21 protein-coding genes and 1 pseudogene are annotated in these 25,427 nt (G+C 38.9%); 3 read left to right on the top strand and 19 right to left on the bottom strand.

Annotated elements, in window-relative coordinates; genetic code table 11:
- Positions 1 to 12 precede the first annotated feature (12 nt).
- Positions 13 to 495, bottom strand: coding sequence for a YbaK/EbsC family protein (locus IGL70_RS05200; RefSeq protein WP_104873762.1), 483 nt, complete (start codon positions 493 to 495; stop codon positions 13 to 15).
- A gap of 149 nt (positions 496 to 644) precedes the next feature.
- On the opposite strand from IGL70_RS05200, the gene IGL70_RS05195 reads away from it, so the two are divergent.
- Together IGL70_RS05195 and IGL70_RS05190 are read left to right on the top strand one after the other, a co-directional pair.
- On the top strand, positions 645 to 1,013 hold the full coding sequence (locus tag IGL70_RS05195) for an iron chaperone (protein WP_002294467.1): 369 nt from the start codon (positions 645 to 647) through the stop codon (positions 1,011 to 1,013).
- Positions 1,014 to 1,477: 464 nt separating this feature from the next.
- Positions 1,478 to 1,930, top strand: coding sequence for a helix-turn-helix domain-containing protein (locus IGL70_RS05190; protein ID WP_002296526.1), 453 nt, complete (start codon positions 1,478 to 1,480; stop codon positions 1,928 to 1,930).
- Between the two features lie 123 nt (positions 1,931 to 2,053).
- Here IGL70_RS05190 and IGL70_RS05185 read toward each other — a convergent pair whose 3' ends face one another.
- From IGL70_RS05185 to IGL70_RS05165, 5 genes are all read right to left on the bottom strand, one after another.
- Positions 2,054 to 2,905 (bottom strand): GRP family sugar transporter, encoded by an 852-nt coding sequence (locus IGL70_RS05185; protein ID WP_104873763.1) that lies wholly within the window; start codon positions 2,903 to 2,905, stop codon positions 2,054 to 2,056.
- Between the two features lie 12 nt (positions 2,906 to 2,917).
- On the bottom strand, positions 2,918 to 3,703 hold the full coding sequence (locus tag IGL70_RS05180; protein WP_002288522.1) for an SDR family oxidoreductase: 786 nt from the start codon (positions 3,701 to 3,703) through the stop codon (positions 2,918 to 2,920).
- 351 nt (positions 3,704 to 4,054) lie between these two features.
- Complete coding sequence (gene ribF / locus IGL70_RS05175; RefSeq protein ID WP_104765393.1) at positions 4,055 to 4,996, bottom strand: riboflavin biosynthesis protein RibF; 942 nt, start codon at positions 4,994 to 4,996, stop codon at positions 4,055 to 4,057.
- A 3-nt stretch (positions 4,997 to 4,999) separates the two neighbouring features.
- Positions 5,000 to 5,923: a tRNA pseudouridine(55) synthase TruB gene (truB, locus tag IGL70_RS05170; protein ID WP_002338378.1), complete on the bottom strand. Its 924-nt coding sequence runs from the start codon at positions 5,921 to 5,923 to the stop codon at positions 5,000 to 5,002.
- A gap of 367 nt (positions 5,924 to 6,290) precedes the next feature.
- The gene (locus tag IGL70_RS05165) at positions 6,291 to 8,654 is read right to left on the bottom strand and encodes a phosphoketolase family protein (RefSeq protein ID WP_104873764.1); all 2,364 of its coding nucleotides are present in this window, start codon (positions 8,652 to 8,654) and stop codon (positions 6,291 to 6,293) included.
- A 164-nt stretch (positions 8,655 to 8,818) separates the two neighbouring features.
- Between IGL70_RS05165 and IGL70_RS05160 the strand changes: the two are divergent.
- A pseudogene (locus IGL70_RS05160) lies at positions 8,819 to 9,275 on the top strand (carbohydrate ABC transporter permease); the annotation flags it as partial.
- A gap of 156 nt (positions 9,276 to 9,431) precedes the next feature.
- Here the strand turns inward: IGL70_RS05160 and rbfA are convergent.
- The 13 genes from rbfA to pyrH all read right to left on the bottom strand — a co-directional run bounded on the left by rbfA (position 9,432) and on the right by pyrH (position 25,420).
- A complete protein-coding gene (gene rbfA, locus IGL70_RS05155; protein WP_002294142.1) occupies positions 9,432 to 9,779 on the bottom strand; it encodes a 30S ribosome-binding factor RbfA in 348 nt (115 codons plus the stop codon).
- Between the two features lie 26 nt (positions 9,780 to 9,805).
- Positions 9,806 to 12,112 (bottom strand): translation initiation factor IF-2, encoded by a 2,307-nt coding sequence (gene infB / locus IGL70_RS05150; RefSeq protein WP_094850625.1) that lies wholly within the window; start codon positions 12,110 to 12,112, stop codon positions 9,806 to 9,808.
- A gap of 12 nt (positions 12,113 to 12,124) precedes the next feature.
- Positions 12,125 to 12,436 (bottom strand): YlxQ-related RNA-binding protein, encoded by a 312-nt coding sequence (locus tag IGL70_RS05145; protein WP_002288509.1) that lies wholly within the window; start codon positions 12,434 to 12,436, stop codon positions 12,125 to 12,127.
- Positions 12,433 to 12,726, bottom strand: a complete 294-nt coding sequence (gene rnpM, locus IGL70_RS05140) for an RNase P modulator RnpM (protein WP_002288501.1) — start codon at positions 12,724 to 12,726, stop codon at positions 12,433 to 12,435. The genes IGL70_RS05145 and rnpM overlap by 4 nt, the downstream gene beginning before the upstream one ends.
- A gap of 21 nt (positions 12,727 to 12,747) precedes the next feature.
- Positions 12,748 to 13,923: a transcription termination factor NusA gene (gene nusA, locus IGL70_RS05135; RefSeq protein WP_002288500.1), complete on the bottom strand. Its 1,176-nt coding sequence runs from the start codon at positions 13,921 to 13,923 to the stop codon at positions 12,748 to 12,750.
- 23 nt (positions 13,924 to 13,946) lie between these two features.
- Positions 13,947 to 14,420, bottom strand: coding sequence for a ribosome maturation factor RimP (gene rimP / locus IGL70_RS05130; RefSeq protein WP_002288499.1), 474 nt, complete (start codon positions 14,418 to 14,420; stop codon positions 13,947 to 13,949).
- A 143-nt stretch (positions 14,421 to 14,563) separates the two neighbouring features.
- Positions 14,564 to 18,916, bottom strand: a complete 4,353-nt coding sequence (locus IGL70_RS05125; RefSeq protein ID WP_002294138.1) for a PolC-type DNA polymerase III — start codon at positions 18,914 to 18,916, stop codon at positions 14,564 to 14,566.
- A 211-nt stretch (positions 18,917 to 19,127) separates the two neighbouring features.
- Complete coding sequence (locus IGL70_RS05120) at positions 19,128 to 20,837, bottom strand: proline--tRNA ligase (protein WP_002297401.1); 1,710 nt, start codon at positions 20,835 to 20,837, stop codon at positions 19,128 to 19,130.
- A gap of 67 nt (positions 20,838 to 20,904) precedes the next feature.
- On the bottom strand, positions 20,905 to 22,173 hold the full coding sequence (gene rseP, locus IGL70_RS05115) for an RIP metalloprotease RseP (RefSeq protein WP_104873765.1): 1,269 nt from the start codon (positions 22,171 to 22,173) through the stop codon (positions 20,905 to 20,907).
- Between the two features lie 160 nt (positions 22,174 to 22,333).
- On the bottom strand, positions 22,334 to 23,134 hold the full coding sequence (locus IGL70_RS05110) for a phosphatidate cytidylyltransferase (protein WP_002294135.1): 801 nt from the start codon (positions 23,132 to 23,134) through the stop codon (positions 22,334 to 22,336).
- On the bottom strand, positions 23,131 to 23,943 hold the full coding sequence (locus IGL70_RS05105; protein ID WP_104873766.1) for an isoprenyl transferase: 813 nt from the start codon (positions 23,941 to 23,943) through the stop codon (positions 23,131 to 23,133). Before IGL70_RS05105 ends, IGL70_RS05110 begins: the two co-directional genes overlap by 4 nt.
- Positions 23,944 to 24,137: 194 nt before the next feature.
- Positions 24,138 to 24,695: a ribosome recycling factor gene (gene frr / locus IGL70_RS05100; RefSeq protein ID WP_002293875.1), complete on the bottom strand. Its 558-nt coding sequence runs from the start codon at positions 24,693 to 24,695 to the stop codon at positions 24,138 to 24,140.
- A gap of 2 nt (positions 24,696 to 24,697) precedes the next feature.
- Positions 24,698 to 25,420 (bottom strand): UMP kinase, encoded by a 723-nt coding sequence (gene pyrH, locus IGL70_RS05095; RefSeq protein WP_002293877.1) that lies wholly within the window; start codon positions 25,418 to 25,420, stop codon positions 24,698 to 24,700.
- Between the last annotated feature and the right edge of the window lie 7 nt (positions 25,421 to 25,427).

Genomic DNA, 25,427 nt, shown 5'->3' with positions numbered 1-25,427 from the left:
TATTTTACTTGGTTAATTGTTTTTTTCGTTTGCCGGCATCAAAAATATCGGCATCTCAAGTAGCTGGATGATTTTGTTTAAGTCAACCGTTTGGATGACCATCGTTTGATCTGGTCTACCTGGTGCAAAAACAAGTTTTTCATTTGATAAGAGCTCTTCATCAATAATAATCGGAATCTGTTTTTCATAACCAAACGGAGAAACAGCGCCCTGCTTTTGTCCCGTTTGTTCTTCCATGCGTTCTGATGAAACAATAGAAAGCCTTTTACCGACGATCTTCCCTAATGCTTTGAAATCCGTTTGTTTCGTAGTAAAAGTCAGATATACGTAGTTATTACCTTTTTTATCTTTTAAGAATAAGCTTTTGGTCTCTGTACCTGTAAATCCTTGTTCTTTCTTTATTACCAAAGCATCTTCATTTGTATAAATGGCTCGATGATGATACAACTCAAAATATATATTTTCGTGTAAGAATTTCTTTGCCAAGTCAATCATTTTTATGTCTCTTTTCTATTTTACTATTTGAGACATCTTATCATATAAATATAGCGGTTACAACATTACTTGTGTTTTGTTCGTTTTTTATACATAACTATTGTTTTTCTGGTAAAATAAATCAAACCACTTAATGGAGGCGTTTTAGAATGGAAAAATTTCAGCCGATCATCAATCAGATCAAAGAAAAAGAACATCAACAAAAGATCAAAGACCTTTTTGCTAAGATAACAGAAACGTATCCCCAGCTAGACACAACTGTAAAATGGAACCAACCTATGTTTACTGACCATGGTACCTTTATTATTGCATTTAGTTTTGCTAAAAATCATTTTTCTATCGCACCGGAAAAAGCAGCGATTCGTGCCCTTGAAAAAAATATCCAAGAAGCAGGCTACGTATATACGGATAACGTCATCAAAGTTCCTTGGAAAAGTGTAATCAACTGGGAATTGATTGAACAATTGATTTCATTTAATATTGAAGATAAAAAAGGTCATGATAAATTTTGGCGATAAAGCTTTATACGAATAAACCCTTTACTGGCGAGGAAACTATTCATCACCTTATACAGGTTTTGTTCAATCCTATCCTTTTTATCATCCCTGGTTAAACACTTAATTGACAAAGTATCTGCTATTTTTATAAGGAGTCTTTCTTGTGCTGAAAAAAATCACTGATTGAATGGCTTTGAATTTTCCACTTAGTAAAATTATTTTTTCAGCAATTTTCCTGCAAAACTTTTGAATAAGGAAAAAATACGAGAAAATATCAGTGATCTTTCATAATACTGCCCATTATTTTCAGGTATATTTAAATATAATATCACTTTAGGAGAGAAGGAATTTCTTTAGAGAAATAAAAGTTAGAATTTTCTGACTTGATTTTTACAATGACCTTAATTAAAATCGTTCTTTCTACATTTCGTGATTAAGCAAATATCAACTAAGTCAGTAGAACCATTCACATAGGAGGGTGAACATTGAAAGATTTTTACTCAGTAAATGAATTAGCCGAACAATTAGGTGTTACTACACGTTCTATCAGAAATTATCTTCATGAAGGAAAACTAAAAGGAACAAAGGTTGGCGGGCAATGGAAATTTTCTGAACGTAATCTTTTTGAGTTCCTATACGGAGATCAAGCAGAGGAAGCAGCAAAAGAAATGCAGCGATTCATGCTAAATGCACCAATCACGATGCGTTTCAACCTTCAGTATCGTGATTTTACAGCAATCAATCAATTCCGAGAACAATTAGTCCAGTACCATAACGATGTTTACGCAAATAAAAAAGACCGTCTTTTACAATACGATCTTTATAAAGACAATCATGCGGAGATACTAATCGGTGGTAACTTCAATTATGTCGTAAACTTTAGTCAATGGATCAATGAAAAATTATTGATCCAGACAGATATTTCCCTTGTATCTTAAACAATTAAAAAGCGCTAGAAATTCCAGAGATGTTGGAAATTCTAGCGCTATTTTTTTATAAGTACTTACTGTTTGGTTCAAACAAATATTTTTTTAATAAATGAGATTTTACCATCTTTATCCTCAAATAAAGACCGTGACCATGCTTCCTACTACGATCAGCAATAATCCGATAATCGTTAATTTTTTTTCTTTTGGTGTCTTATTTTCATGCAGGATGTACATACCGCCTAATGTAGAGATAACTACGTTTAGCTGTGTAATGATATATGCAGTAGCAACCCCATTTTCATTTGCTGAAAAAATATAAGCCAATGCTGACACACTAAAGATGGCTCCAACGATCGTTGCTTTCCAACTCTTGTCTTCAGAAAATGCGGTTGGTTTACGGAAAATCACATAAATCACTGCCCCTAAAAAGACACCGATCATTTGCGGAAAGAAAATGGAAAGTCCGCTTGCATCAACTAGTTTAGGCAATGCACTGTATACCCAATAACCAATACTTGTTGATGCTAATAGACTAATTCCTTTTGTGATACCGCCTTTTTTTCCAGGATCATCACTGATTGCCGTTAAAGCAGAACCAAATACAAAAAGAATGATTGCTGCTGCTCCAATGATTTTCCCCATACTTCCAGACCATTCTCCAAAAGCGAAGACACCAATCAACGAGGTTCCGACTAACTGTAATGCAGTCGAAATTGGCATCGTTTTAGAAACACCAATCAAGTTGAAAGATGTATACTGTCCTGTTTGTCCAATAACCCAAAATGCACCAGAAAGTAAACTAATCAAAAATGTAGTCACTGAAATACCAGCTGGAGAAGCGAATAATTGAACGAGTAAGCCGACAAGCACCGCTCCAATACCAGTTCCTAATATCTCATTTGTTGGTCTGCCACCAATCTTTTTCAAAATCAGTGGCTGGATCCCCCAGCCAACTGCCGGGATCAATGCAATCAATAAACCCATTTTTATTCACCCTTATCCTTTTCCACCTTGGAAAGAAGGATATAAAGTCATCCCACCATCTGCAAATAGTGTAATACCTGTAACATAACTGGATTCGTCTGAAGCCAACCATGCAGCTGTCGCCGCTATTTCTTTTGGTTCACCTACGCGTCCTAGTGGGATCATACTTTCCAAGAGTTCTTTTTGTTCAGGATCATCAAATTTTGCCGCATTAATAGGTGTACGGATAGCACCAGGGCCTATACTATTGATTCTGATTCCCTTCGGTGCATACTCCATTGCTACCGTTTCGGTAAATAATTTTACCCCGCCTTTTGAAGCAGCGTAATGAGCAAACGTTGGCCATGGGATCTGTTCATGAACAGAAGACATATTGATGATATTTCCTTTTTTATTATTCTCTGTAAAGTAATTTAAAGCCGCTTTCGTTCCGATAAAAACGCCAGTCAAATTGACTTTTAACACTCTTTCCCAATCTTCAAGGCTAAGTTCATGGGTTGGATGCTGATTTTCCATCCCAGCATTATTAACCCAAACGTCCAGTGTCCCAAAATTTTCTAAAGCCGTATCAAGTAAACGCTGTATTCCTTCTTCAGAACTGACATCTGCTTGTACAGAGACTGCTTTTCCGCCTGCCTCTTCGATTGCTTTGACTGCTTTTTCTGCTCCTTCTTTATCCGAGTTATAGTTGACAACTACATTCATTTTTTCTTTCCCGAATCGTTGAGCAATCGCTGTTCCAATCCCCTTTGAGCCACCAGTTACTACTGCGACTTTGTTTTCTAATTCCTTATACATAGTACCCACTCCTTTTTCATACCTAAACCTGTTATTACGGATAACTTTTATTTCCGTCTTAAAGTGAGTGTACACCAAGATATATAGTCTAAAGCAAATGATACGCTCTAGCAATCGTTTTCATGAATTGCTAGTGTCCTTTTACTTCTATAAAGAAAGAGGTTGTGACAGAAGTGGTCAGCTTCAAGAAATTTCGGCTTATTTCCGAAGAAACTACTTCTGAAAAACCATTTATTTGGAAAAAAAGGCTGTGACAAGACTTTTGTCACAGCCCCTTTCCTGGGCTTATTTATCACCCATTTTATTGTAATTGCTAGTTATACATAAACAAGAGATTTTATGCATAATGTTTTATTGCTGAGAAAAATATTCAGCTGTTGCTTGTTCATCCTCTTTAAGTTGTTCAATCAATTCCTCTACACTAGAAAATTTCACTTGATCTCTTAAAAATTGATTCCAGCGTACTGTGACATGTTCACCATAGATATCTTGATTAAAGTCCAAAATGTACAATTCTACAGTCAGCTCCCGTCCTTCACCGAATGTATCATTATGTCCAATTGAACCCATGGCTGGATACCAAGTTTCCCCAATTTTTATTTCCGATACATAAACACCTTCTTTAGGCAAATGAACTGTGCTCTTTACTTTGACATTTGCTGTAGGGAATCCTAGTAGTCTGCCTCGTGCATCGCCATGGACAACTACCCCTTCTACCTCATATGTGCAACCTAATAGTTTTGCTGCTTCTTTTACTTGTCCGCTGTCTAGTAATCCTCGAATACGAGTAGAGCTGATTTTTTCACCTTGTTCTTCTTCTTTAGAAACTGTGACGATTTTGAATCTTCCTTTGGCATATTCAGGAAAATGAGCGACATCTGCAATGTCTTTTGGTCCATACGTATAATCAAAACCGGAAACAGCATATTTTGCATGTAACCCTACGATGTATTGATCAACAAATTCCTGCGGTGCTAAATGAGCAAAAGAAGAAGTAAAATCAACTTCATATAAATAATCTATACCCAAAGCGGCCATTTTTTCTTCTTTTTGCTTAAGGCTAGTCAAATATTTCACGCTGCTAGGATCGATCTTTTTAAAGACAATCGATGGATGCTGATTGAAAGTCATCAATGCTAATTTCAATCCTTCTTTTTGTGCAATTTCCATACCTGTCTTTATGACTTTCTGGTGTCCGATATGCACGCCGTCGAAAAATCCCAGCACTAAAACGACATCGTCTTCTGGAATTTGTTCTGATTGGTAAGGATGTCTGATCTTGATGATATTCATTCGTTATTCCTCATTTCTCAATACTTTACTAGGTTTTAATTTGTTTTTTTCTTTCGGGTTTGGCTGATAAATACTGACAACTTTTCCTTTATAAAACAAAGCAATTTCTTCTGACGGCATTTCTGGGAGCGCAAATACAGTATAATCAAGTCTCATACCGTTTTTTACTTTCTGCCATACTTCATCAGTAATATCTACTCGTTTGAACCGTTCCACTCCTTTTTCTATTGGCAGCAAACAATCATCGATTGTCCCATTTTTCACAGCTTGAGCTACTTCTTCTAATGTCAGAGCATCCTTCTGGGACATACCGGCACTTGCTGTTCGGGTCAGATCAGACATGTGCGCAGGGTAACCAAGTTTCTTGCCTGTATCTACAGCTAATGTGCGGACATAGGTTCCTTTCCCGCATTCTACTTCGAAGCGCCAAGAAATGGTTCCTGTCACTTCGTCTCTTGTCAATTCACTTGTCCGGATAAAACGGTAAATCTGAGCCTTTCTAACAGGACGCTCCACTGTTTCATTATTGCGGGCATATTCATATAACCGCTTACCGTTGACTTTTACCGCTGAGTACATTGGTGGTATCTGGGTGATCTCACCAATAAATGAAGCCATCACTTCATCTATTTTTTCTTCAGATAAAGACATATCTACTGGTTTTGTTTCTACCCGTTCTCCGGATCGATCTTCCGTCGTTGTACTGAAACCTAGAGTTATCTCGCCTACATAGATTTTCCCAGAATCTGTCAAATATTCGATAACTTTTGTGGCTTTTCCAATACAAATGGGCAACACACCGTCTACGTCTGGGTCAAGCGTACCCCCATGTCCGATTTTTTTCGTATGTAAGATTTTTCTTAATTTGAATACGCAATCATGACTTGTCATTCCGCGTTCTTTCCATAAAGGTAATAACCCGTCCATGTCTTTTCTCCATTTCATTTTTGATTTAACTGAATTATTATAACACATTGCATCAATTACTGACGAATTTGACATCATAATGAACGGTTTTTATTTTTCGGCAATAAAAACGTAACAAAATTCATGCTCACGTAAATAGAAATCATGTTATGCTTTTTTAAAGGAGGGAATAGAATGGAAGATTTTTTCTTTGCACCATTTGATTGGATTTATGGGTGGCTTACAGGTAAATAGTTTGGTTTTCATTTCCCAAAAACGAAAAAAAAGACTGGCCATTCTTCCAGTCTTTTTTCCGTTTTTTTTATTTATTTTTTCAGTTTCTTAATCAATGTAAAAAATTCTGTTTTGCGGGATCGATTTTATCATTTTATTGGTCAAGATTTTTCCATTTCCAATCCAATACTTCTGGCAGATCAATACCATTTTCACGAATATAGTTTTGATGTTCTTGTAATTTCTGATCCATTTTTTTCGCAAAATCTTCTGCTTGACTTCCTTTGATTTTTAAAGCTGCGTCTTTTGCCAAATGATAACGATCAAGTTCATTTACTACACGCATGTCAAATGGTGTCGTGATATCTCCATTTTCTTTGTAGCCATGAATCATTAAATGATGGTTATGACGATCAAAGAAAATCGTGCGGACCAATGTTTCATAACCGTGGAAAGCAAATAAGATCGGTTTGTCTTTTGTAAAATATTGATCAAATTCTTCATCGCTCAACCCACGCGGATCTTGACTTGGATGACGTAATTTCAATAAATCTACGACATTGATGAACCGAATTTTTAGTTTTGGGAATTCTTCCAGCAGCAAAGTTACAGCTGCTAATGCTTCTAAGTTAGATTCCGTTCCTGCAGCAGCAATGACCAATTCAGGTTCCTCCTCTTTTGCTGTCGAAGCCCAATCAATGATTTTCAAGCCTTCATTCACTAAGACGGCTGCTTCTTCTGCTGAGTAAAATTGAGCACGCGGATGTTTGGAAGAGATGATCAAATTGATTTTTTCTGACGAGCGGAATGCTTTATCCATGACTGCGAGCAATGTATTTGCATCCGCAGGCAGATATTCACGGATGAACTCCGCCTTCTTTTCTGCCAAATGTGTCAATATTCCTGGATCTTGGTGGCTATATCCATTGTGATCTTGCTGGAAGACTGTTGAGCTTGCAATGAGATTTAGCGAAGGATAATCATTTCGCCAAGAAAGGTCATGTGATTTCCGCATCCATTTGAAGTGCTGAGTCAACATAGAGTCAACCACTCGCAAGAATGATTCGTAACTTGCAAAAAAACCATGACGTCCAGTCAGAACGTACCCTTCTAAGAACCCTTCATCTTGGTGTTCCGATAATTGACTGTCGATGACGCGACCAGATGACGAAAGCCATTCATCATTTTCTGGTTCGATTTTTTCCATCCATTGGCGATTTGTCGTTTTGAAAACTTGATTCAATCGGTTTGATTTTGTTTCATCTGGTCCAAATATACGGAAATTTTCTGGATTTTTCTCAATGATCTCGCGAACGAATTTACCAAGTTCGGTCATATCTTCTGCTTTAATGGAGCCTGGTTTTTCAAATTGCAAAGTATATTTTTTCCAATCTGGCATAATAAGCGGTTTTGGATCGATTCCACCATTGGTGATAGGATTTTTTGCCATTCTTTGGTCATCAGTAGGCGCGATTTCTCTGATTTCTTCTAAAATACGTTCTTGTGCATCAAATAATTTTTCTGGTTCATAGGATTTCAGCCAACGGAGTAAAGCATCTGCATGATCCATATGTTCTTGATCTACAGGAATCGGTACTTGGTGTGCTCGGAAGGTTCCTTCAATTGGTTCCCCGTCCCATTCTTTTGGACCGGTCCATCCTTTTGGTGTGCGTACGATCAATACTGGCCATTTTGGCATCACGACATCTGTTGCTGTCTTCAGGCGAGCTTCTTTTTGGATGGATTTGATTTTCTCGATTGCTTGATCCATTTTTTCAGCCATAACAGGATTTAATTTTTCTGGATCATTTCCTTCAATAAAGAAAGGTTCCCAGCCAAGTCCGTTAAAGTAATTTGCTAATTCTCCATCTGATTTACGTGCCAAGATCGTTGGGTTGGCTATTTTTGCACCATTTAAATGAAGGATCGGTAAAACAGCTCCATCTATCACTGGATTGATAAAGACATTTGAGAACCAGCTTCCAGCTAAAGGACCGGTTTCTGCTTCACCATCACCAATCACGACAGCAGAGATTACTTCAGGATTGTCTAATACAGCTCCGACTGCATGTGAAAGAGAGTATCCAAGCTCTCCGCCTTCATGGATAGAACCTGGTGTTTCTGGTGCTGCATGAGAAGCAATGCCTCCAGGAAATGAAAATCGCTTGAATAATTTTTGCATTCCTGTCTCATCTTCCGTTACTTCTGGATAGATCTCTGTGTAACTTCCATCTAAATAAGCATTCGATACCATGACTTGTCCGCCGTGTCCTGGCCCTTCGATATAAAACATGTTCAAATCATATTTATTGATGACTCGGTTCAAATGGACATAAATAAAATTTTGGCCAGGAATCGTTCCCCAATGACCGATTGGATGTTTTTTGACATCTTCTGGTTTCAGTGTACGTCTCAGTAAGGGGTTATCTTTAAGATAAAGTTGCCCAACAGAAAGATAATTAGCAGCACGCCACCAAGCCGTCATTTTATCAAAGTATTCTTTACTAGAATAATCCATACATAACACTCCTTTTCATTATTACTCTTATTCTAGCGCAGATACTCCCAATTGAAACCTAATAAGCACTTCTGTTCATTTGTTTGGATTTTATATCTAGCCAAATGAACAGGTATAAAAAACCACGAAATTTTTCCTTTCGCTGACGTTTTTTACATTGATCCAAAAAACTTGTCGTTATCACAATGGCTGTTCCGCAGTTCATTTCGCTCCTCATCATGCATAATTTGCTGAATGACGCTAGGCCAGTTAACACATTGTTGGAAAACTGGGGCTGGATCGAGCAATTCCTTTCCTGATTGATCCGTTTTATGTAAAAGTCTCTGTTATCTTTGTCAATATGTGAATTGGTATCCCAGCTACTATGCTAATTTCTCCAGGGATTATCCAAAATTTGGATCGTGACCAAATCGAAGCGGCGTAATCGGAAATATCAATAACTTCAACGTGATTTTTCTTTTAACTGTCAACGGACCGACAAACTCAAACTTTTATGGTGCAGGTTCCACTGATCTTCTAGTTACTTGGCTATACCTGACTGTCACTAAAATAGATTACAATCTAGCTTCCGTTATCGGTATCTTGATCTTTATCTATATGCAAAAATTTATATACTACTAGAAAAAAGAAAGTCGAATTTTTTACTTTTCTTTTTCTCTTTTTTGGTTAGCTGACACGCTACCAGACTAAAGTCATGGAACTCTTAGGTAATACGTCTTAATGAAAACAAAAAAATCCCGCAACCCCTGATTTCACAGGATTTGCGGAATTTTTTGATTAGTCTTTGTTCAAGTCGCGAAGCAATTCATCGATATGGTTGCCATAGACAACTGATTCATCAAGTTCAAAGAACAATTCAGGTGTCTTATAAATACTTAGATTGTGCCCTAATTCTCGACGAATCAATCCTGATGCTTTATTCAATCCATCTTGTGCTTTTTTCTTATCTGATGCTAAGTCAGATAAAATGCTGTAATAGATCGTTGCTTGCTGTAAGTCCCCCGTAACTTTCACATCTGTGATCGTTACGTTCTCCACACGAGGGTCACGGACCTTTTTGCGCAAAATATCATTGACTTCTTTTAAGATTTCTTGACCGACTCGGCGATCACGGTAGTTAGCCATAATGATTGGCCTCCTTTTATCAGTTTTTAGTCATTTTTGACTTCTTCCATGATAAATCCTTCAATTACGTCATCTACTTTGATGTCATTGAATTTTTCAATCATTGCACCACATTCATAACCCATTTTGACTTCTTTCACGTCATCTTTGAATCGTTTCAGACTTGCAAGTTGTCCTTCATAGATTACGATTCCGTCACGGATTACACGGACACCGCTATCTCTACGAATATATCCTTCTGTTACATAGGCACCTGCAATCGTACCAACTTTAGAAACTTTGAAGGTTTCACGAACGATCATTTGACCAGTGATTTTTTCTTCAAATTCAGGGTCTAGCATCCCTTTCATCGCAGTTTCGATTTCTTCGATGGCTTTATAGATGATACGGTGAAGACGAATATCGACTTCTTCAGTATCAGCTTGCACTTTTGCCTGCGGTGTAGGACGAACGTTGAAACCGATGATAATAGCGTTGCTGGCTGCTGCTAAGGTTACATCACTTTCATTGATTGCTCCGACAGCTGAATGGACGATTTTTACACGGACACCTTCCACATCAATCTTCTTCAATGATGCAGCCAGTGCTTCTGCTGAACCTTGTACATCTGCTTTGATGATTACGTTAACTTCTTTCAATTCGCCTTCTTTCAGGCTTTCAAATAAGTTGTCCAAAGTCACACGGCTTGTGGCAGCACGGTTTTCCAATAATGCACGTTTTGCGCGTTCTTCACCCGCTGCACGTGCTGTCTTTTCGTCTTCGAAGACTACGAAACGGTCACCTGCTTGAGGTACATCATTTAAGCCAGTGATTTCTACTGGCGTTGCAGGTCCTGCTTCTTTATCGCGACGGCCAAGATCGTTTGTCATTACACGGACACGTCCGTAAGTATTACCGACAACGATTGGGTCACCAACATGAAGTGTTCCTTCTTGGACAAGTAAGGTTGACACAGGACCTTTACCTTTATCAAGACGTGCTTCGATCACTGTTCCGATTGCGCGTTGTGTTGGATCTGCTTTTAAATCTTCTACTTCTGCGACTAACAGGATCATTTCCAGCAATTCTTCGATGTTTTGGCCGAATTTCGCTGAGATCTCAACAAAAATCGTTTCTCCACCCCATGCTTCAGGAATTAATTCATACTCACTTAATTCTTGCATAACATGCTGAGGATTTGCACCTGGTTTATCAATTTTGTTTACAGCGACGATGATTGGAACGCCTGCAGCTTTGGCATGGTTGATTGCTTCAACTGTTTGTGGCATGACGCCATCATCTGCAGCAACAACTAAGATCGTGATATCTGTGATACTTGCTCCACGTGCACGCATACTTGTAAAGGCCGCATGTCCTGGTGTATCCAAGAAAGTGATTGGTTTGCCATCAATATCAATCTGATAGGCACCAATATGCTGTGTGATTCCGCCGGCTTCGCCGCTTGTTACACGTGAATGGCGCAATGTATCCAATAAGGTTGTTTTCCCGTGGTCTACGTGTCCCATAATCGTTACTACTGGCGGACGTGAGACTAATTTATCTGGATCGACTTCTTCTGCCTCGAAGAATTTATCGATATCAGCAATGTCAACTTGGACTTTTTCTTGTGGTTCCATGCCATAGTCCGTCGCTAACAGTTCAATCGTATCTTTATCCAGTGCTTGGTTTTGATTGACCATGACACCAAGCATAAATAATTTTTTAATGATTTCTGCTGGCTCACGATGAATTTTTTTCGCAATATCTGCTACGTTCATACCTTCAGTATACTCTAATACATCTGGCAATTCACGGAATTTGCGTGGTGGTACAGCTGGTTTAGTTGATTGTTGCTGTTTGCCTTTTTTACCTTTTTTATTATAACGATTACGGTTATTATTATTAAATTTGCCGCGATTGTTATTGTTTGGTTTGTTGTTATTGTTAGTACGGTTTTGATTGCCGCCTTGGCTCGTTCCTTGACGATTTTGGCTGCTGGTATTTCCCGTATTATTTTGGTTTGTTGTTGTTTTTTTTCCTTGATTCACTTGACCGCTCCCTTGACCGCGATCTTGATAACTGCGGTTATTTTTATTTTTTTGTTGATTGTTCGTTGTTTCTTTTTTACGTTGATCGTTCGGCTGTTGATTGGCTGGTTTTCTGCTTGCTTGTTGTGCAGCTTGTTGTTTCGTGCTTGGGTTTTTGAACGCTTGTTGCAATTTCTTCTCATCATTGCTAGTAATCGCACCCATATGGTTTTTCACATCGATGCCAAGTTGTTGTGCTTTTTCCACGACGTCTTTACTAGATTTTTTGAGTTCTTTTGCTAATTCATAGATTCTTTTGTTGCCCATGCAATCACCTTCCTAACCTTCAATTAGCTCCTTGGTCTTCTTCGCAAATCCGGCATCCATTATTCCGAATACCTTGCGAGGTTTTCCGATCATCTGCGTGATTTCTGCTTCAGAAAATAGCTCAAAGCAAGGAACTTCATAATATGAACTCTTATCTTTTATCTTTTTTCTTGTATTCTCGCTTGCATCGGTTGCCACAAACACCAATTTTGCTTTTTGTTTGCGGATTTCAGCAATGGTCAGTTCTTCACCCGTGATTAGTTTTCCCGCGCGCATCGCTAGACCGATGAGATTCATGGCTTTTTGCCGATTAACTGTATTCATTTTCCAAATAACTCTTTACGTGCTTTTTGGTGAGTGACATAGTCAAGAAGTTCTTGATAAAACTCATCTGTTAATGTTGTTTCGAGTACTCGATCGAGAATTTTTTTATCCCAAGCTTGTTGTACTTCTTCCGGCTCAAGTGAGACATACGCTCCTCGTCCAGGCATTTTTCCAGTTGGATCGATCGATACTTCCCCTTCTTTTGAACGGGTGATTCGGACCATCTCTTTTTTAGGTTTCATTTCACCTGAAACCACGGATTTGCGTAAAGGAATTTTCCTTTGTTTCATCTCTTTGCCTCCTTACTAAAGTTAAGCTTCTGGTTTTTCTTCGACCGTTTCATTGTTGAATGCAATTGTTTCATATTCATCGTCTGTTAAATCTGACTGAACGATTGCTTCATCATGCAGTTCTTCTGTTTCTTTTTGTTGTTCTTGATTTTCATAAAATTCCGTCATGTCAGATTCTGATTTGATATCGATTTTATGGTTAGTCAATTTAGCAGCTAAACGTGCATTTTGTCCGCGTTTACCGATTGCTAGCGATAATTGGTAGTCTGGAACGACAACTGTGCAGGCCTTTGGATTTGTCTCATCGAAGATCACATCCATGACTTGTGCAGGATTCAATGCATTTGCAATGAATACAGCTGGATCTTCATTCCATTCGACGATATCCATGTTTTCGCCTTTTAATTCATTGACGATTGCTTGAACTCGTTGTCCCTTTGGCCCGACACATGTACCGACTGCATCGATATTTGGATCATTTGAGCGAACTGCCACTTTTGAACGATCGCCAGCTTCACGGGCGATGCTGACAATTTCAACGATTCCATCATAGACTTCTGGTACTTCTTGTTCAAATAAGCGACGCAATAGGTCTGGATGGCTGCGGCTAACAAATACTTGCGGACCTTTAGACGTATTTTCTACTCGGGAAACATAAACTTTGATTCGATCATGTGGTTGATAAAATTCATTTGGCATTTGATCTTGTTTAGAAAGAACTGCCTCAATTTTACCAAGATTGACATAAATATAACGTTTATCCTGGCGTTCGACGATTCCTTGCATGATGTCTTTTTCATAAGCACTGAATTCGTTATAAATAATCGTTCTTTCTGCTTCACGTACACGCTGTAAAATAACTTGTTTAGCCGTTTGCGCAGCGATCCGCCCAAAATCTTTTGGTGTTACTTCAAAACGGATCGTATCACCGATCTCATATGCTGGATTGATTAAAAGTGCATCTTTCAATGAGACTTCCAACTGTGAATCCATCACTTCTTCCGTTACTTCTTTTACCGCATAGACATGGATCTTTCCTTTTTTCTGATCAAATTCCACTTCGACGTTTTGTGCTTGGCCATAGTGACGTTTGTATGCAGAAACCAATGCTGCTTCTAAAGCATCGATCACGATTTCTTTTGAGATCCCTTTTTCAGCTTCTAAAGCGTCTAACGCATTTAACATTTCTTTACTCATTTTTTTCTGATTCCTCTCCGTGATTAAAATTGGATAGCTAAGCGAGCTTTTGCAATATTTTTTCGGTCAAAAGTCAATTCTTTTTCTCGTGTTTTTATGCGTATTTTCAATGTAAGCTGTTCAGCATCAAATGATTGAAGAAATCCTTCATATTGTTTTTCGCCATCTACTGGTTGGTATAAGGAGACATGGACATAATCACCAAGTGCCTTTTCATAGTCGCTTTCTTTTTTCAATGGCCGCTCTGCTCCCGGGGAGGATACCTCCAGGAAATAAGCTTGAGGAATCGGATCTGGATCTGCTGCATCAAGTTTTTCACTCAGTTTCTCACTGACAAAGGCGCATTCTTCGATATCGATACCGCCTTCTTTGTCAATAAATACTCGTAAGAACCAGCTTTTTCCTTCTTTTACAAATTCGACTTCGACAAGTTCAAAATTTTGTTCATCTAAAATCGGTGTCACCATTTCTGTGACTGTTTCAACGACGCTACTCAAAAGTTTCGCCTCCTTAAAAATTAAGTGCGTAATTCCATTAAAAAGAGTGAGCGAAAAATCCGCTCACTCACAGTTAGTATCATTACCTATAAGAACTATACCATACTCTGCTTAAAATTACAAGCAGACAGGAAAACAGATGCTTATAGCATATCGAATAACGATAATTGATTTTCATCTGGTAGATCTTTCAATACGCCATTGTCGTTCATATATTCGATCAATGTTTTTGAAACTTTACCGCGGGTGGCAAGATCTTCTTTGGATAAAAATGGACCGTCTTTTCTTGCTTCAACGATTTGTTTTGCCACGTTGGTTCCCAAACTTGGGACAGCTCTAAATGGTGCGATCAACGTATCACCTTCAATAACAAAGTTAACGGCATCCGATTTATACAAATCAATCATTCCAAATTTGAATCCTCGTTCCAGCATTTCATTGGCTAACTCCAGCACTGTCAGTTGATTCTTTTCTTTTACGGAAGCATCTAATCCTTTGTCCGTGATTTCTTTCATTGCTTGTTTCACAGCATCTTTTCCTTTGCACATGGAGACTAGATCAAAGTCGTCTGCACGTACAGAAAAGTATGCACAGTAATACAAAATAGGGAAATAAACCTTGAAATAAGCGACACGAAGAGCCATCAATACGTAAGCTGCAGCATGGGCTTTCGGAAACATATATTTGATTTTTGAACAAGAATCGATATACCAGTCGGGCACATTATTTTCTTTCATCGCCGATAGATAGGTTTCTCGCAATTCATCAGGGATCTTGTTCCATTGTCCTTTACGAACAGTTTCCATGATTTTAAATGCCATCCCGCTATCTAATCCAGCATGGATCAAATAAACCATAATATCATCACGACAGCCGATTACTTCCGCCAGTGTCGCATCTCCTCGTCGAATCAATTCTTCCGCATTTCCTAACCATACGTCTGTACCATGAGATAGTCCGGAAATTTGCAGTAGTTCTGCAAAAGTTGTAGGATGCGTTTCTTCTAGCATCCCTCGAACAAAACGAGTGCCGAATTCTGGAATACCTAATGTCCCTGTTTTGGAATAAATTTGTTCCTGACTTACTCCAAGTACTTCAGGACCGGCAAATATCCGCATCACTTCCGGGTCATCCGTAGGGATCGTTTGTGGATCGATCCCTGATAAATCTTGAAGCATCCGAATAACAGTTGGGTCATCATGCCCTAGAATATCTAATTTCAATACATTATCGTGAATCGAGTGGAAATCAAAATGAGTCGTTTTCCATTCTGAATTTTGATCGTCTGCTGGATATTGGATCGGCGTAAAATCATAGACATCCATATAATCGGGAATAACGATGATCCCCCCTGGATGCTGGCCGGTTGTCCGTTTGACTCCAGTAGCGCCTTTTGCTAATCTGTCGACTTCTGCACTTCGAAACTGCAGATTATTGTCCCTTTCGTATCCTTTTACATAGCCATATGCTGTTTTGTCGGCGACTGTACCAATCGTTCCGGCACGGTAAACATAGTCTTCGCCAAACAATACTTTCGTATAGTTATGGGCTTCTGCTTGATAATCACCTGAGAAGTTCAAATCAATATCGGGCACTTTGTCTCCATGGAATCCTAAAAATGTCTCAAATGGAATATCATGACCGTCTTTGTTTAAGCGTGCACCACATTTTGGACATTGTTTTTCTGGCATGTCAAATCCAGAACCATACGTACCATCTTCAAAAAACTCGGAATATTGGCACTCTGGACAATAATAATGAGGGGCTAACGGATTAACTTCAGTGATTCCTGTCATCGTCGCAACAAAGCTAGAGCCAACAGAGCCACGTGAACCTACTAGATAGCCATCTTCATTACTTTTATGCACTAGTTTTTGGGCGATCAGATAAATAACCGAGAAGCCATTACCATTAATAGAATTCAACTCTTTTTCTAATCGTTTTTGAATGATCTCAGGTAACGGATCTCCGTACATTTGTTTTGCTTTTGTGTAACTCAATTCTGATATTTCATCTTCTGAACCTGGAATCTTCGGTGTATAAAGTTCATCTTTGACTGGAATCACTTCTTCGCAGATATCTGCGATTTTATTCGTATTTTCTACTACGATCTCTTTCGCTGTTTCTTCCCCTAAAAAGTGAAATGCAGTTAGCATCTCATCGGTTGTTCGGAAATGGACATCCGGCAAACTATGACGATTCAACGGATTCGCTCCGCCCATAGAATTGATCAAAATTTTTCGGTAAATGGCATCTTCTTCGTTCAGATAATGTACATTACCTGTTGCAACAACGATTTTATCCAAACTTTTTCCGATTTCTACCAAATTTTGGATAATTTCTTCCAAATCATGTTCATTTTTTACCAATTCTTGCTCGATCAAAGGCGCATAGACCGCTTTTGGCATAACTTCAATATAATCGTAGAATTTTGCTCGGTTTCTTGCCTCTTCTACCCCTTTTTGCATCATGGCTTCGAATATTTCTCCCTTATCACAAGCTGAGCCGATCAATAGATTTTCACGCATCTTTTTCAATTGGGAGCGTGGTATTCGTGGGACGCGTTCGAAGTATTCGACATTCGACATTGAAATCAGTTTGAACAAATCTTTCAGTCCTGCCTGATTTTTTGCTAAAATCGTTACATGGAAAGGTCGAGCCCTTTTGTAAGAATCTCCTTCTCCGATATGCTCATTTAGCTGATCATGATAAAGCATGTTATGATTGTCCATTGCCTCTTTCACAAAGATCCATGCTAAGTGACCAGTTGCTTCAGCATCATAGATTGCTCGGTGATGCTGTTCCAAGCTGACACCAAATTTTTTAGATAACACACCTAATCCGAAACGTTTGAATTGAGGATACAGATATCTAGCTAATTCCAACGTATCAATGACTGGATTGGCCGCTTCAGGAATACCATACCTTGCGTAGCTAGTATTCAAGAACCCCATATCAAAAGCCGCGTTGTGGGCTACCAAAATTGTATCTTTTGAAAATTCAAGGAACATCCGCAATACTTCTTCTTCCGACTTTGATCCTCGAACCATTTCATCCGTGATACCAGTCAGATCTACCGTTGTTCGTGACAAAGGATGTCCTGGATCGATAAATTCATCAAAGCTTTCGATCACATTTCCTTTATACATTTTGACTGCGGCTAGCTCGATGATCGTGTCATATACTGCAGACAATCCTGTCGTTTCCACGTCAAATACGACATATGTGGCTTCACTCAATGCTTCATGTGCATCATTATAAGCAATTGGGACACCATCATCTACGACATTCGCTTCCACGCCGTATAAGATTTTCACACCTGCTTTTTTTCCAGCACTATGTGCTTCCGGAAAGGCTTGCGCACCACCGTGGTCTGTAATGGCGATAGCTCGGTGTCCCCATTTCCCTGCTTGTGCCACAAGATCAGAGATGCTGTTTGTTGCATCCATCGTACTCATATTGCTATGAACATGAAGCTCTACTCGTTTTTCCCCTTCAGGAGCATAATCTTTGCGAGGTGTATGTTTGACTTCTATGATATCTTGCGCATTCATGACCAAATCACGGACAAACGTATCTTCTTGAATACTTCCTCGTACCTTTAACCAGCTACCGACACTGATCGCATCAAATACTTGTTCATCTTTTTCGCCGTTCGAGAATTTTTTGACGATAAATGATGAAGTATAATCTGTGATTTTCAAAGTCAAGATCTTGCGTTTTGAACGTAGTTCTCTGACTTCTTTGTCGAATACGTACCCCTCAAGTGTGACTCTTCGTTCTTCTTCAACGATACTGATCATTGGTGTCGTTGGTTCATCGGCTGGAATATTTCGTCCTAGCTGGATGGGTCCTTCAAGAGCTGGCGATTGCTCTTTTCTTTCCTTTTTCTTTTGTTCGTGGACAACTAGACTTTCAGCTGCTTGCTTCATAAAGGCTTCTGCCTGTTCTTGTTTGCGTTCTTCAAAAAGTTTCAATACTCGTTCCGCTTGCTGCTCATCCACTTCTGGTTCGATACGAAATTTTGGGAATCCGTAACTGACGAACAACTCTTCTACTAATGGCAAGTATTGTTGCTTCAAATAAGAAATAGCTCCTGTACTGTCGATTGGCAAGATGACTTTACGATCTTTTATCACAGGTACCTGCGTTTTCAATACTTGCTGTGCTAGTGGTGTATCGCATTGCTGATTTTCCAAAGCTTGGGCCCAGTAATCTTGCAAGAGCTGTTCATCGAATGTCTGGTCATCTGCTAAGATATTCAGTTTGACTTGTGCAATATCTTTAAAAGCGATAGTCAGATGCTGAGTCAATGACCGATATAGCATAATAGGCAAAATTTTGGAAAAATGCAGCGTAAATTCCCATAAACGCGATTTACGATGGACCACTACACTATCCATTTCACCAGCAGTAAGCAGTGGATGATTTTTTTCTGCTTCCTCTAGTTGGATTTGTTCCAACAGTTTTTCAAATAAATCTCGTTTTTCTGACAAAGATATACGCCCTTTCTGATGAGAAACAATGCAATTGATCGCATCTTATCCTCTTCTTTTTCAGTACCTTTTAGTATACTCGTTTTTTCTGAGTTTTACATTAAAAAATTGGAACTGCGATTCAAATCGCAGTTCCAATTTTAAAAGCGAATCATCAGATTGTCAAAAACAGCTGATTCAGCTATTTTTATTTTCTGTGTTTTAACGCTTATTATTCGCCTTGGTTCAAGAGGATTGGTAAAGTATTCGCCAATTCTTCTTTACGTACTTCAACCATTTCGCCAGTTTTCTTGATTTTCACTTCTACGATTCCATCCACTGCTTTTTTACCGACAGTGATTCTGATTGGACAGCCAATCAAATCAGAATCCGCGAATTTCACTCCTGCGCGTTCATTTCTGTCATCAACCAGTACTTCATAGCCAGCTTTTGTCATCGCTTCTTCTAGTTCATTCGTCAGGTTTGTTTGGTATTCGTCTTTTAGATTCATTTGGACGATATGCAAATCAAATGGCGCAATTCCTTTTGGCCAGTTGATTCCTTGTTCATCTGAATGTTGTTCAACGATTGCTGATAATAAACGACTTACACCGATACCATAACAGCCCATAATCACAAATTTTTCTCGTCCATTTTCGTCTAGTACAGTTGCTCCCATAGATTCACTGTAACGAGTGCCGATTTTGAAGATATGTCCGATTTCGATTCCTCGAGTAAAGGCAAGAACACCATTGTTGTCTGGTGAAGGATCTCCTTCTTGTACAAAACGAAGATCTTCATAAGAAAGTACAGTGAAATCGCGTTCTGGATTCACATTTTTATAGTGGAATCCTGTTTCGTTCGCTCCAGTAATGGCATTCGCTAAATCTTGGACATAACGGTCTGCATATACTTTTACGTCATCTGAAACACCGACTGGTCCGACAGAACCAAACTCAGCACCTAGATATTTTTGTGCTTCTTCTTCTGTTGCTTCTTCTAAAAAGTCAGCAGATAAAAAGTTTTTCAGTTTTACGTCATTGACTTCATGGTCTCCGCGTACCAAAACAAGGACAGGTTGTTCATCCGCAATGAACAATACAGACTTGATGATTTTTTGAGGTTCAACAGAAAAGAAATCTGCTACTTCGTCAATTGATTTTACGTTAGGTGTAGCTACTTTCTCCAATTCAAGCTGTGTTTCATGCGATTTTTTTGATACATAGTAGCTTGTAGCCATCTCCAAGTTTGCAGCATAATCACTTTCAGTCGAATAACAGATCGTATCCTCCCCGATTTCTGAGATCGCCATGAATTCTTTTGAGTCTTTCCCGCCCATTGCGCCACCGTCTCCGATGATCGAGCGAAATTCTAAGCCACAACGCTTGAATACTTCGGTGTAGGCTTTTTCGTAATCTTTATATGTCTCGTCCAAACTTTCTTCCGTTGCATGGAAAGAATATGCATCTTTCATGATAAACTCTCTTCCGCGAAGCAAACCGAAGCGAGGTCGTTTTTCGTCACGATATTTAGGTTGGATTTGATAAAGATTTAAAGGTAATTTCTTATATGAATTGATTTCATTACGCATCAAATCAGTAAAAGTTTCTTCGTGAGTTGGTCCAAGGATCATTTTTCGATCATTGCGGTCTTTGAAACGATACAAGTTTGGTCCATATGTTTCGTAACGCCCAGATTCTTCCCAAAGTTCTGCTGGCAAGATGGCAGGCATCAGCATTTCTACCGCTCCGATTTTTTCAAATTCTTCCCGCATAATGCGTTTCAGTTTTTCCAATACACGATTTGCTAATGGCAGATATGAATAAATACCCGCTGATACTTGGCGGATATATCCAGCTCTTAGCAAGATTTGATGGCTTAATACTTCTGCATCATTTGGAACTTCGCGTAATGTTGGAATCAACATTTTTGATTGTCTCATTCTATATACTCCTTTATTTCCTCAAAATAGTTATCGTTTGTTATTATACCCTATTTGTCAACTTTTTCTAGAAAAAGAATCGTTGAATATCGTTCCATGTAACTAGCACCATCAACAACATTAAAAATCCAAAGCCAGCTAATGTCAATATTCCTTCTTTTTCTTGACTTAATGGTTTCCCGCGAATCCCTTCAAAAATATTCAAGACTAATTTCCCGCCATCTAAGGCAGGAATCGGAAGCAGATTGACGATTCCGAGATTCATTGAAAGAAGCGCCATCAAACTAATAACAGTTGTTACACCTTGATTTGCTGCTTCTGAAGACAATTGGTACATCATGACAGGTCCGCCTAATTTATCTAAACTGAAACCTGTAAATAGTGATCCTAAGGCTTTGAAAATTTCCAATGAACCGCTGAAAGCTTGACGCGTCCCTCCAATGATCTTATCCATAAAACCTGTATTCATTGGGGCTTTTATACCAAGTTGGCCAACTTTTTCGCCATTTGACTCTACAGATTTCGGTGTCACGTCGACAGATTGCACCTGACCTTCTCGTTCGATCTTAAAGTCTAATGTTTTATCCGGATTTTTCGTAATGACTGTTGTCAGATCATTCCATGAATGGATTTCTTTTCCGTCCACACTGACTACCTCATCATTTTCTTTTAAGCCTGCTTCTGCCGCAGCTCCATTAGGCATGATCTCTCCTACGCGATTAGTGTTCGTCACTTGAACACCACCTTGCATAAATGCCAGAATGATGAATAACACGATTGCCAAAATAAAGTTATTCATGGGTCCAGCAAAGTTGGTCAGCATACGCTGCCACAATTTAGCCGATTGGAACTGTACGTCTTTTGGCGCAATTCTGATTTCTGTTCCGTCGTTTTCAATAATCGTCGCATCGTGATCAACAGGGTAGGTTACTACTTCTGTTTCGTCTCCATTCACATAACCAGTGATAGTCAGCTCATCTTCTAAATCATAACGGCTCAATTCCATCGGGATAGCATTTGTCAATTGGATTTTCTTACTTAAATTTATCTTCTCTACGATGCCGTCAGAATTTAGTAAAAGAGAAAGAGGCATTCCTGGTGCCATTTCTGTTTCATCATCCCCATTGCCTGCCATTCGAACATAACCGCCAATAGGTAATAGGCGAAGCGTATATGTTGTCCCGTCTTTTGCTTGATGCCCATAAATTTTCGGACCCATACCGATAGCAAATTCGCGAACGAGGATTCCTGATCGTTTCGCAAAGAAGAAATGACCAAACTCATGAACAATCACTAATATACCAAAAACGATGATAAATGTCAGAATCGTTTTCATAGCTTTTTTCTCCTTTACTTGTTTTTTGTGTTTTTTATAAAACAACGATAAAACACTATAATTTTACCATAGTATACCAAAGACACCAATAGTATCAATATAATGAAAAATAAAAACCTGCGTCTTTTATGAAATTCACAAAGAAACGCAGGTATACTTACTAAATAATGCCAAATAAATGCATGATAGGAAATACAAACAGCAAACTGTCGAAACGGTCTAAGATTCCACCATGGCCTGGTAAGATATTTCCCGAGTCTTTCACATCATAATGACGTTTGATTGCAGATTCGACCAAATCACCAAATTGTCCGACTGCTGAAAAAATAATCGTCATCAGAAGCATGACAAACATACCATGATTGAATAGTTCTTTTGCTGGGTATAGCAATAAATAAAGAAATGCGACTACAACAGCACTACCGATACCACCGAGCGCACCTTCAATCGTTTTGTTGGGCGAAATATCAGGACTTAACTTATGCTGACCATAACGTCGACCAACCATATATGCTCCGATATCAGTTGCCCAAACAATAAATAGACCAAATATCAAAACAGCCAAGCTTTCTGTTCGTGCATTGACAAAATTCTGGAAGCCTATTCCCACATACAAGCTGACAAGCACAGGAAAACCTGCTTCATCAATCGTATACGTATTTTTAGAAATAACTGATGTTCCTAAAAGAATCATAACTATAAGATAAAATAACATAAATGTACTTACATTCTCTGGAAGAAAGAAAAACCATCTTTCTTTTGGCAAAACAAGTAACACTGCACCAACGGCGGATAAAACTCCTTCAAAACTTAAGAGTGTCAATCCTTTCATCCGGAACAGCTCGTAAACTCCTACTACCGCTAAGATTGCTGCTGTAAGCTCAACTGCTATGCCTCCGATCCATATAATCGGAATAAACAAGACTAGCGCCACGGCTGCTGTGATCACACGTTGTTTCATGACTGATCCCCTTTCTCATCTTCTGTTTTTTTTACACCGCCGAATCGACGGTCTCGATTTTGATAAGAGGCGATTGCTTCTTCAAGATGCGCACCATTAAAATCAGGCCAAAGCGCTTTTGTAAAATACAGCTCACTATATGCGATCTGCCATAACAGAAAATTACTAATTCGCTCTTCTCCACTTGTACGGATCATCAGCTCAGGATCTTGTAACTCTTTAGGCAAGAAACCTGTCATTAAATGCTTAGCAATCAATTCATCATCGATTTCTTCTGCGTGTATTTCTCCTTTTGCTACTTCTTCGGCAATTTCTTGGACAGCAGTCACGATCTCTGCTCTACTTCCATAATTCAAAGCAAAATTCAATACCATTCCAGTATTGTTTTTTGTTTGCTCAATTGCACGTCTTACAGCATCTTGCGTATGTTCTGGCAATACGTTTTCATAACCCATGACATGAACTTTGACATTTTCTTTAATCAATTCTGGTACGAACGTATCAAAGAAGTCGACAGGTAGTTGCATGAGAAAATTTACTTCATCTTTTGGTCGCTTCCAGTTTTCAGTCGAAAAGGCATAAAGCGTCAACACTCTCACTCCAAGCCTTGATGCTTTTTTTGTGACTTTCTTTACTGTTTCCATGCCTTCTTTATGGCCAGCAACTCGTGGCAAACGACGGTTTTGCGCCCAACGACCATTGCCGTCCATGATGATGGCAATGTGCTGAGGAATTGGTCCATCGGTATTAAATTGAAATTCGCTTTTTTCTTGAATATATTTGTTTTTTTGCGGAAAAAAACGTAACATTCTTTTTCCTCCTATACTTAAAAGATTCCCACTATCTTAAGTATTATAGCAATATCTAACTGTTTTTCCTATGAAATCATTGTTTTTTTATTTAAAAACTGAATAATTTTTTCTTTTTTTAATTTTTAAATAAAAGAAATATAAATAAAAACAGAGGAAGCGGAATGATCCGCCCCTCTGTTTTTATGATTTTATTAAACTTCCAATAATTCTTTTTCTTTATCAGCAGCGATCTTATCTACTTCTTTGATGCTGTTATCTGTCAATGTTTGTACGTCTTTTTCTAATCCGCGCAAATCATCTTCGGTAATATCACCATTTTTTTGTTGTTTTTTATATTCATCGATCGCATCACGACGGATGTTACGAATCGCGATTTTTGCATTTTCTGCTTCTTTTTTAACATCTTTAGCTAATTCTTTTCTGCGTTCTTCTGTCAGTTGCGGGATAACTAAGCGAATGACATTTCCATCATTGGTTGGACTGATTCCGATATCACTTGCCATAATAGCTTTTTCAACATCTTGAAGAATGCTCTTGTCAAAAGGTGTGATCATTAAAACACGTGCTTCTGGAATTTGGATTGATGCCATTTGGTTCAATGGTGTTGGCGCACCGTAGTAGTTCACAGTAATACGGTCCAAAAGGCTAGCGTTCGCACGGCCTGCGCGGATTTGCCCAAGTTCACGTTGAAGATTTTGTGCTGCTTTTTTCATTTTTTCTTTTGCTTCTGTCATAATTGCATCTGCCATTTTTATTTCCCCCTTACAGTTGTTCCGATATTTTCGCCTAAGATTGCACGGCGAATATTTCCGTGTTCATTTAAATTGAAGACAAGCAGTGGAATATCATTATCCATGCTTAGTGAACTTGCAGTTGAATCCATGACTTGTAATCCTTTGGCAATAACTTCCAGATGAGTCAGTTCTTCAAATTTTACTGCATTTGCATCTACTTTCGGATCAGCAGAATAAACACCGTCTACATTGTTTTTAGCCATCAGGATAACATCTGCGCCGATTTCTGCCGCGCGTAATGCTGCTGTTGTGTCTGTCGAGAAGTACGGGTTGCCGGTACCGCCTGCAAAGATAACGATCCGTCCTTTTTCTAAATGACGTTCTGCTTTACGGCGAATATATGGCTCTGCGATTTGACGCATTTCAATCGAAGTTTGCACGCGTGTCGGTACACCCACGTTTTCCAACGTATCCTGTAAAGCTAAGGCATTCATAACTGTAGCTAACATACCCATGTAATCAGCTTGAGCACGTTCCATGCCCATTTGTGCTCCGATTTGTCCGCGCCAGATATTTCCGCCGCCCACAACGATTGCCATTTCAACGCCCAGCTCGTGAACTTCTTTGATTTCTTGGATGATTTCTTTGATTACTGGTGGTTTGATTCCAAATCCTGCATCCCCAGCTAAAGCTTCTCCACTCAATTTTAAGACTACACGCTGATATTTCGGTGTGACCATGTTCATT

It is taken from the genome of Enterococcus sp. DIV0901a, assembly GCF_051711525.1.
Classification (GTDB): domain Bacteria; phylum Bacillota; class Bacilli; order Lactobacillales; family Enterococcaceae; genus Enterococcus_B; species Enterococcus_B faecium.
The sequence above is the reverse complement of the archived record's forward strand: the minus strand, read 5'-3'. Positions and strand labels throughout refer to the sequence as shown.

Bases quoted from the DNA above. Each gene is read 5' to 3' on its own strand.
- IGL70_RS05200 (WP_104873762.1), bottom strand. From the start codon at position 495: ATGATTGACTTGGCAAAGAAATTCTTACACGAAAATATATATTTTGAG.
- IGL70_RS05195 (WP_002294467.1), top strand. From the start codon at position 645: ATGGAAAAATTTCAGCCGATCATCAATCAGATCAAAGAAAAAGAACAT.
- IGL70_RS05185 (WP_104873763.1), bottom strand. From the start codon at position 2,905: ATGGGTTTATTGATTGCATTGATCCCGGCAGTTGGCTGGGGGATCCAG.
- IGL70_RS05180 (WP_002288522.1), bottom strand. From the start codon at position 3,703: ATGTATAAGGAATTAGAAAACAAAGTCGCAGTAGTAACTGGTGGCTCA.
- ribF (WP_104765393.1), bottom strand. From the start codon at position 4,996: ATGAATATCATCAAGATCAGACATCCTTACCAATCAGAACAAATTCCA.
- truB (WP_002338378.1), bottom strand. From the start codon at position 5,923: ATGGACGGGTTATTACCTTTATGGAAAGAACGCGGAATGACAAGTCAT.
- IGL70_RS05165 (WP_104873764.1), bottom strand. From the start codon at position 8,654: ATGGATTATTCTAGTAAAGAATACTTTGATAAAATGACGGCTTGGTGG.
- rbfA (WP_002294142.1), bottom strand. From the start codon at position 9,779: ATGGCTAACTACCGTGATCGCCGAGTCGGTCAAGAAATCTTAAAAGAA.
- infB (WP_094850625.1), bottom strand. From the start codon at position 12,112: ATGGGCAACAAAAGAATCTATGAATTAGCAAAAGAACTCAAAAAATCT.
- IGL70_RS05145 (WP_002288509.1), bottom strand. From the start codon at position 12,436: ATGAATACAGTTAATCGGCAAAAAGCCATGAATCTCATCGGTCTAGCG.
- rnpM (WP_002288501.1), bottom strand. From the start codon at position 12,726: ATGAAACAAAGGAAAATTCCTTTACGCAAATCCGTGGTTTCAGGTGAA.
- nusA (WP_002288500.1), bottom strand. From the start codon at position 13,923: ATGAGTAAAGAAATGTTAAATGCGTTAGACGCTTTAGAAGCTGAAAAA.
- IGL70_RS05120 (WP_002297401.1), bottom strand. From the start codon at position 20,837: ATGAGACAATCAAAAATGTTGATTCCAACATTACGCGAAGTTCCAAAT.
- rseP (WP_104873765.1), bottom strand. From the start codon at position 22,173: ATGAAAACGATTCTGACATTTATCATCGTTTTTGGTATATTAGTGATT.
- IGL70_RS05110 (WP_002294135.1), bottom strand. From the start codon at position 23,134: ATGAAACAACGTGTGATCACAGCAGCCGTGGCGCTAGTCTTGTTTATT.
- IGL70_RS05105 (WP_104873766.1), bottom strand. From the start codon at position 23,943: ATGTTACGTTTTTTTCCGCAAAAAAACAAATATATTCAAGAAAAAAGC.
- frr (WP_002293875.1), bottom strand. From the start codon at position 24,695: ATGGCAGATGCAATTATGACAGAAGCAAAAGAAAAAATGAAAAAAGCA.
- pyrH (WP_002293877.1), bottom strand. From the start codon at position 25,420: ATGGTCACACCGAAATATCAGCGTGTAGTCTTAAAATTGAGTGGAGAA.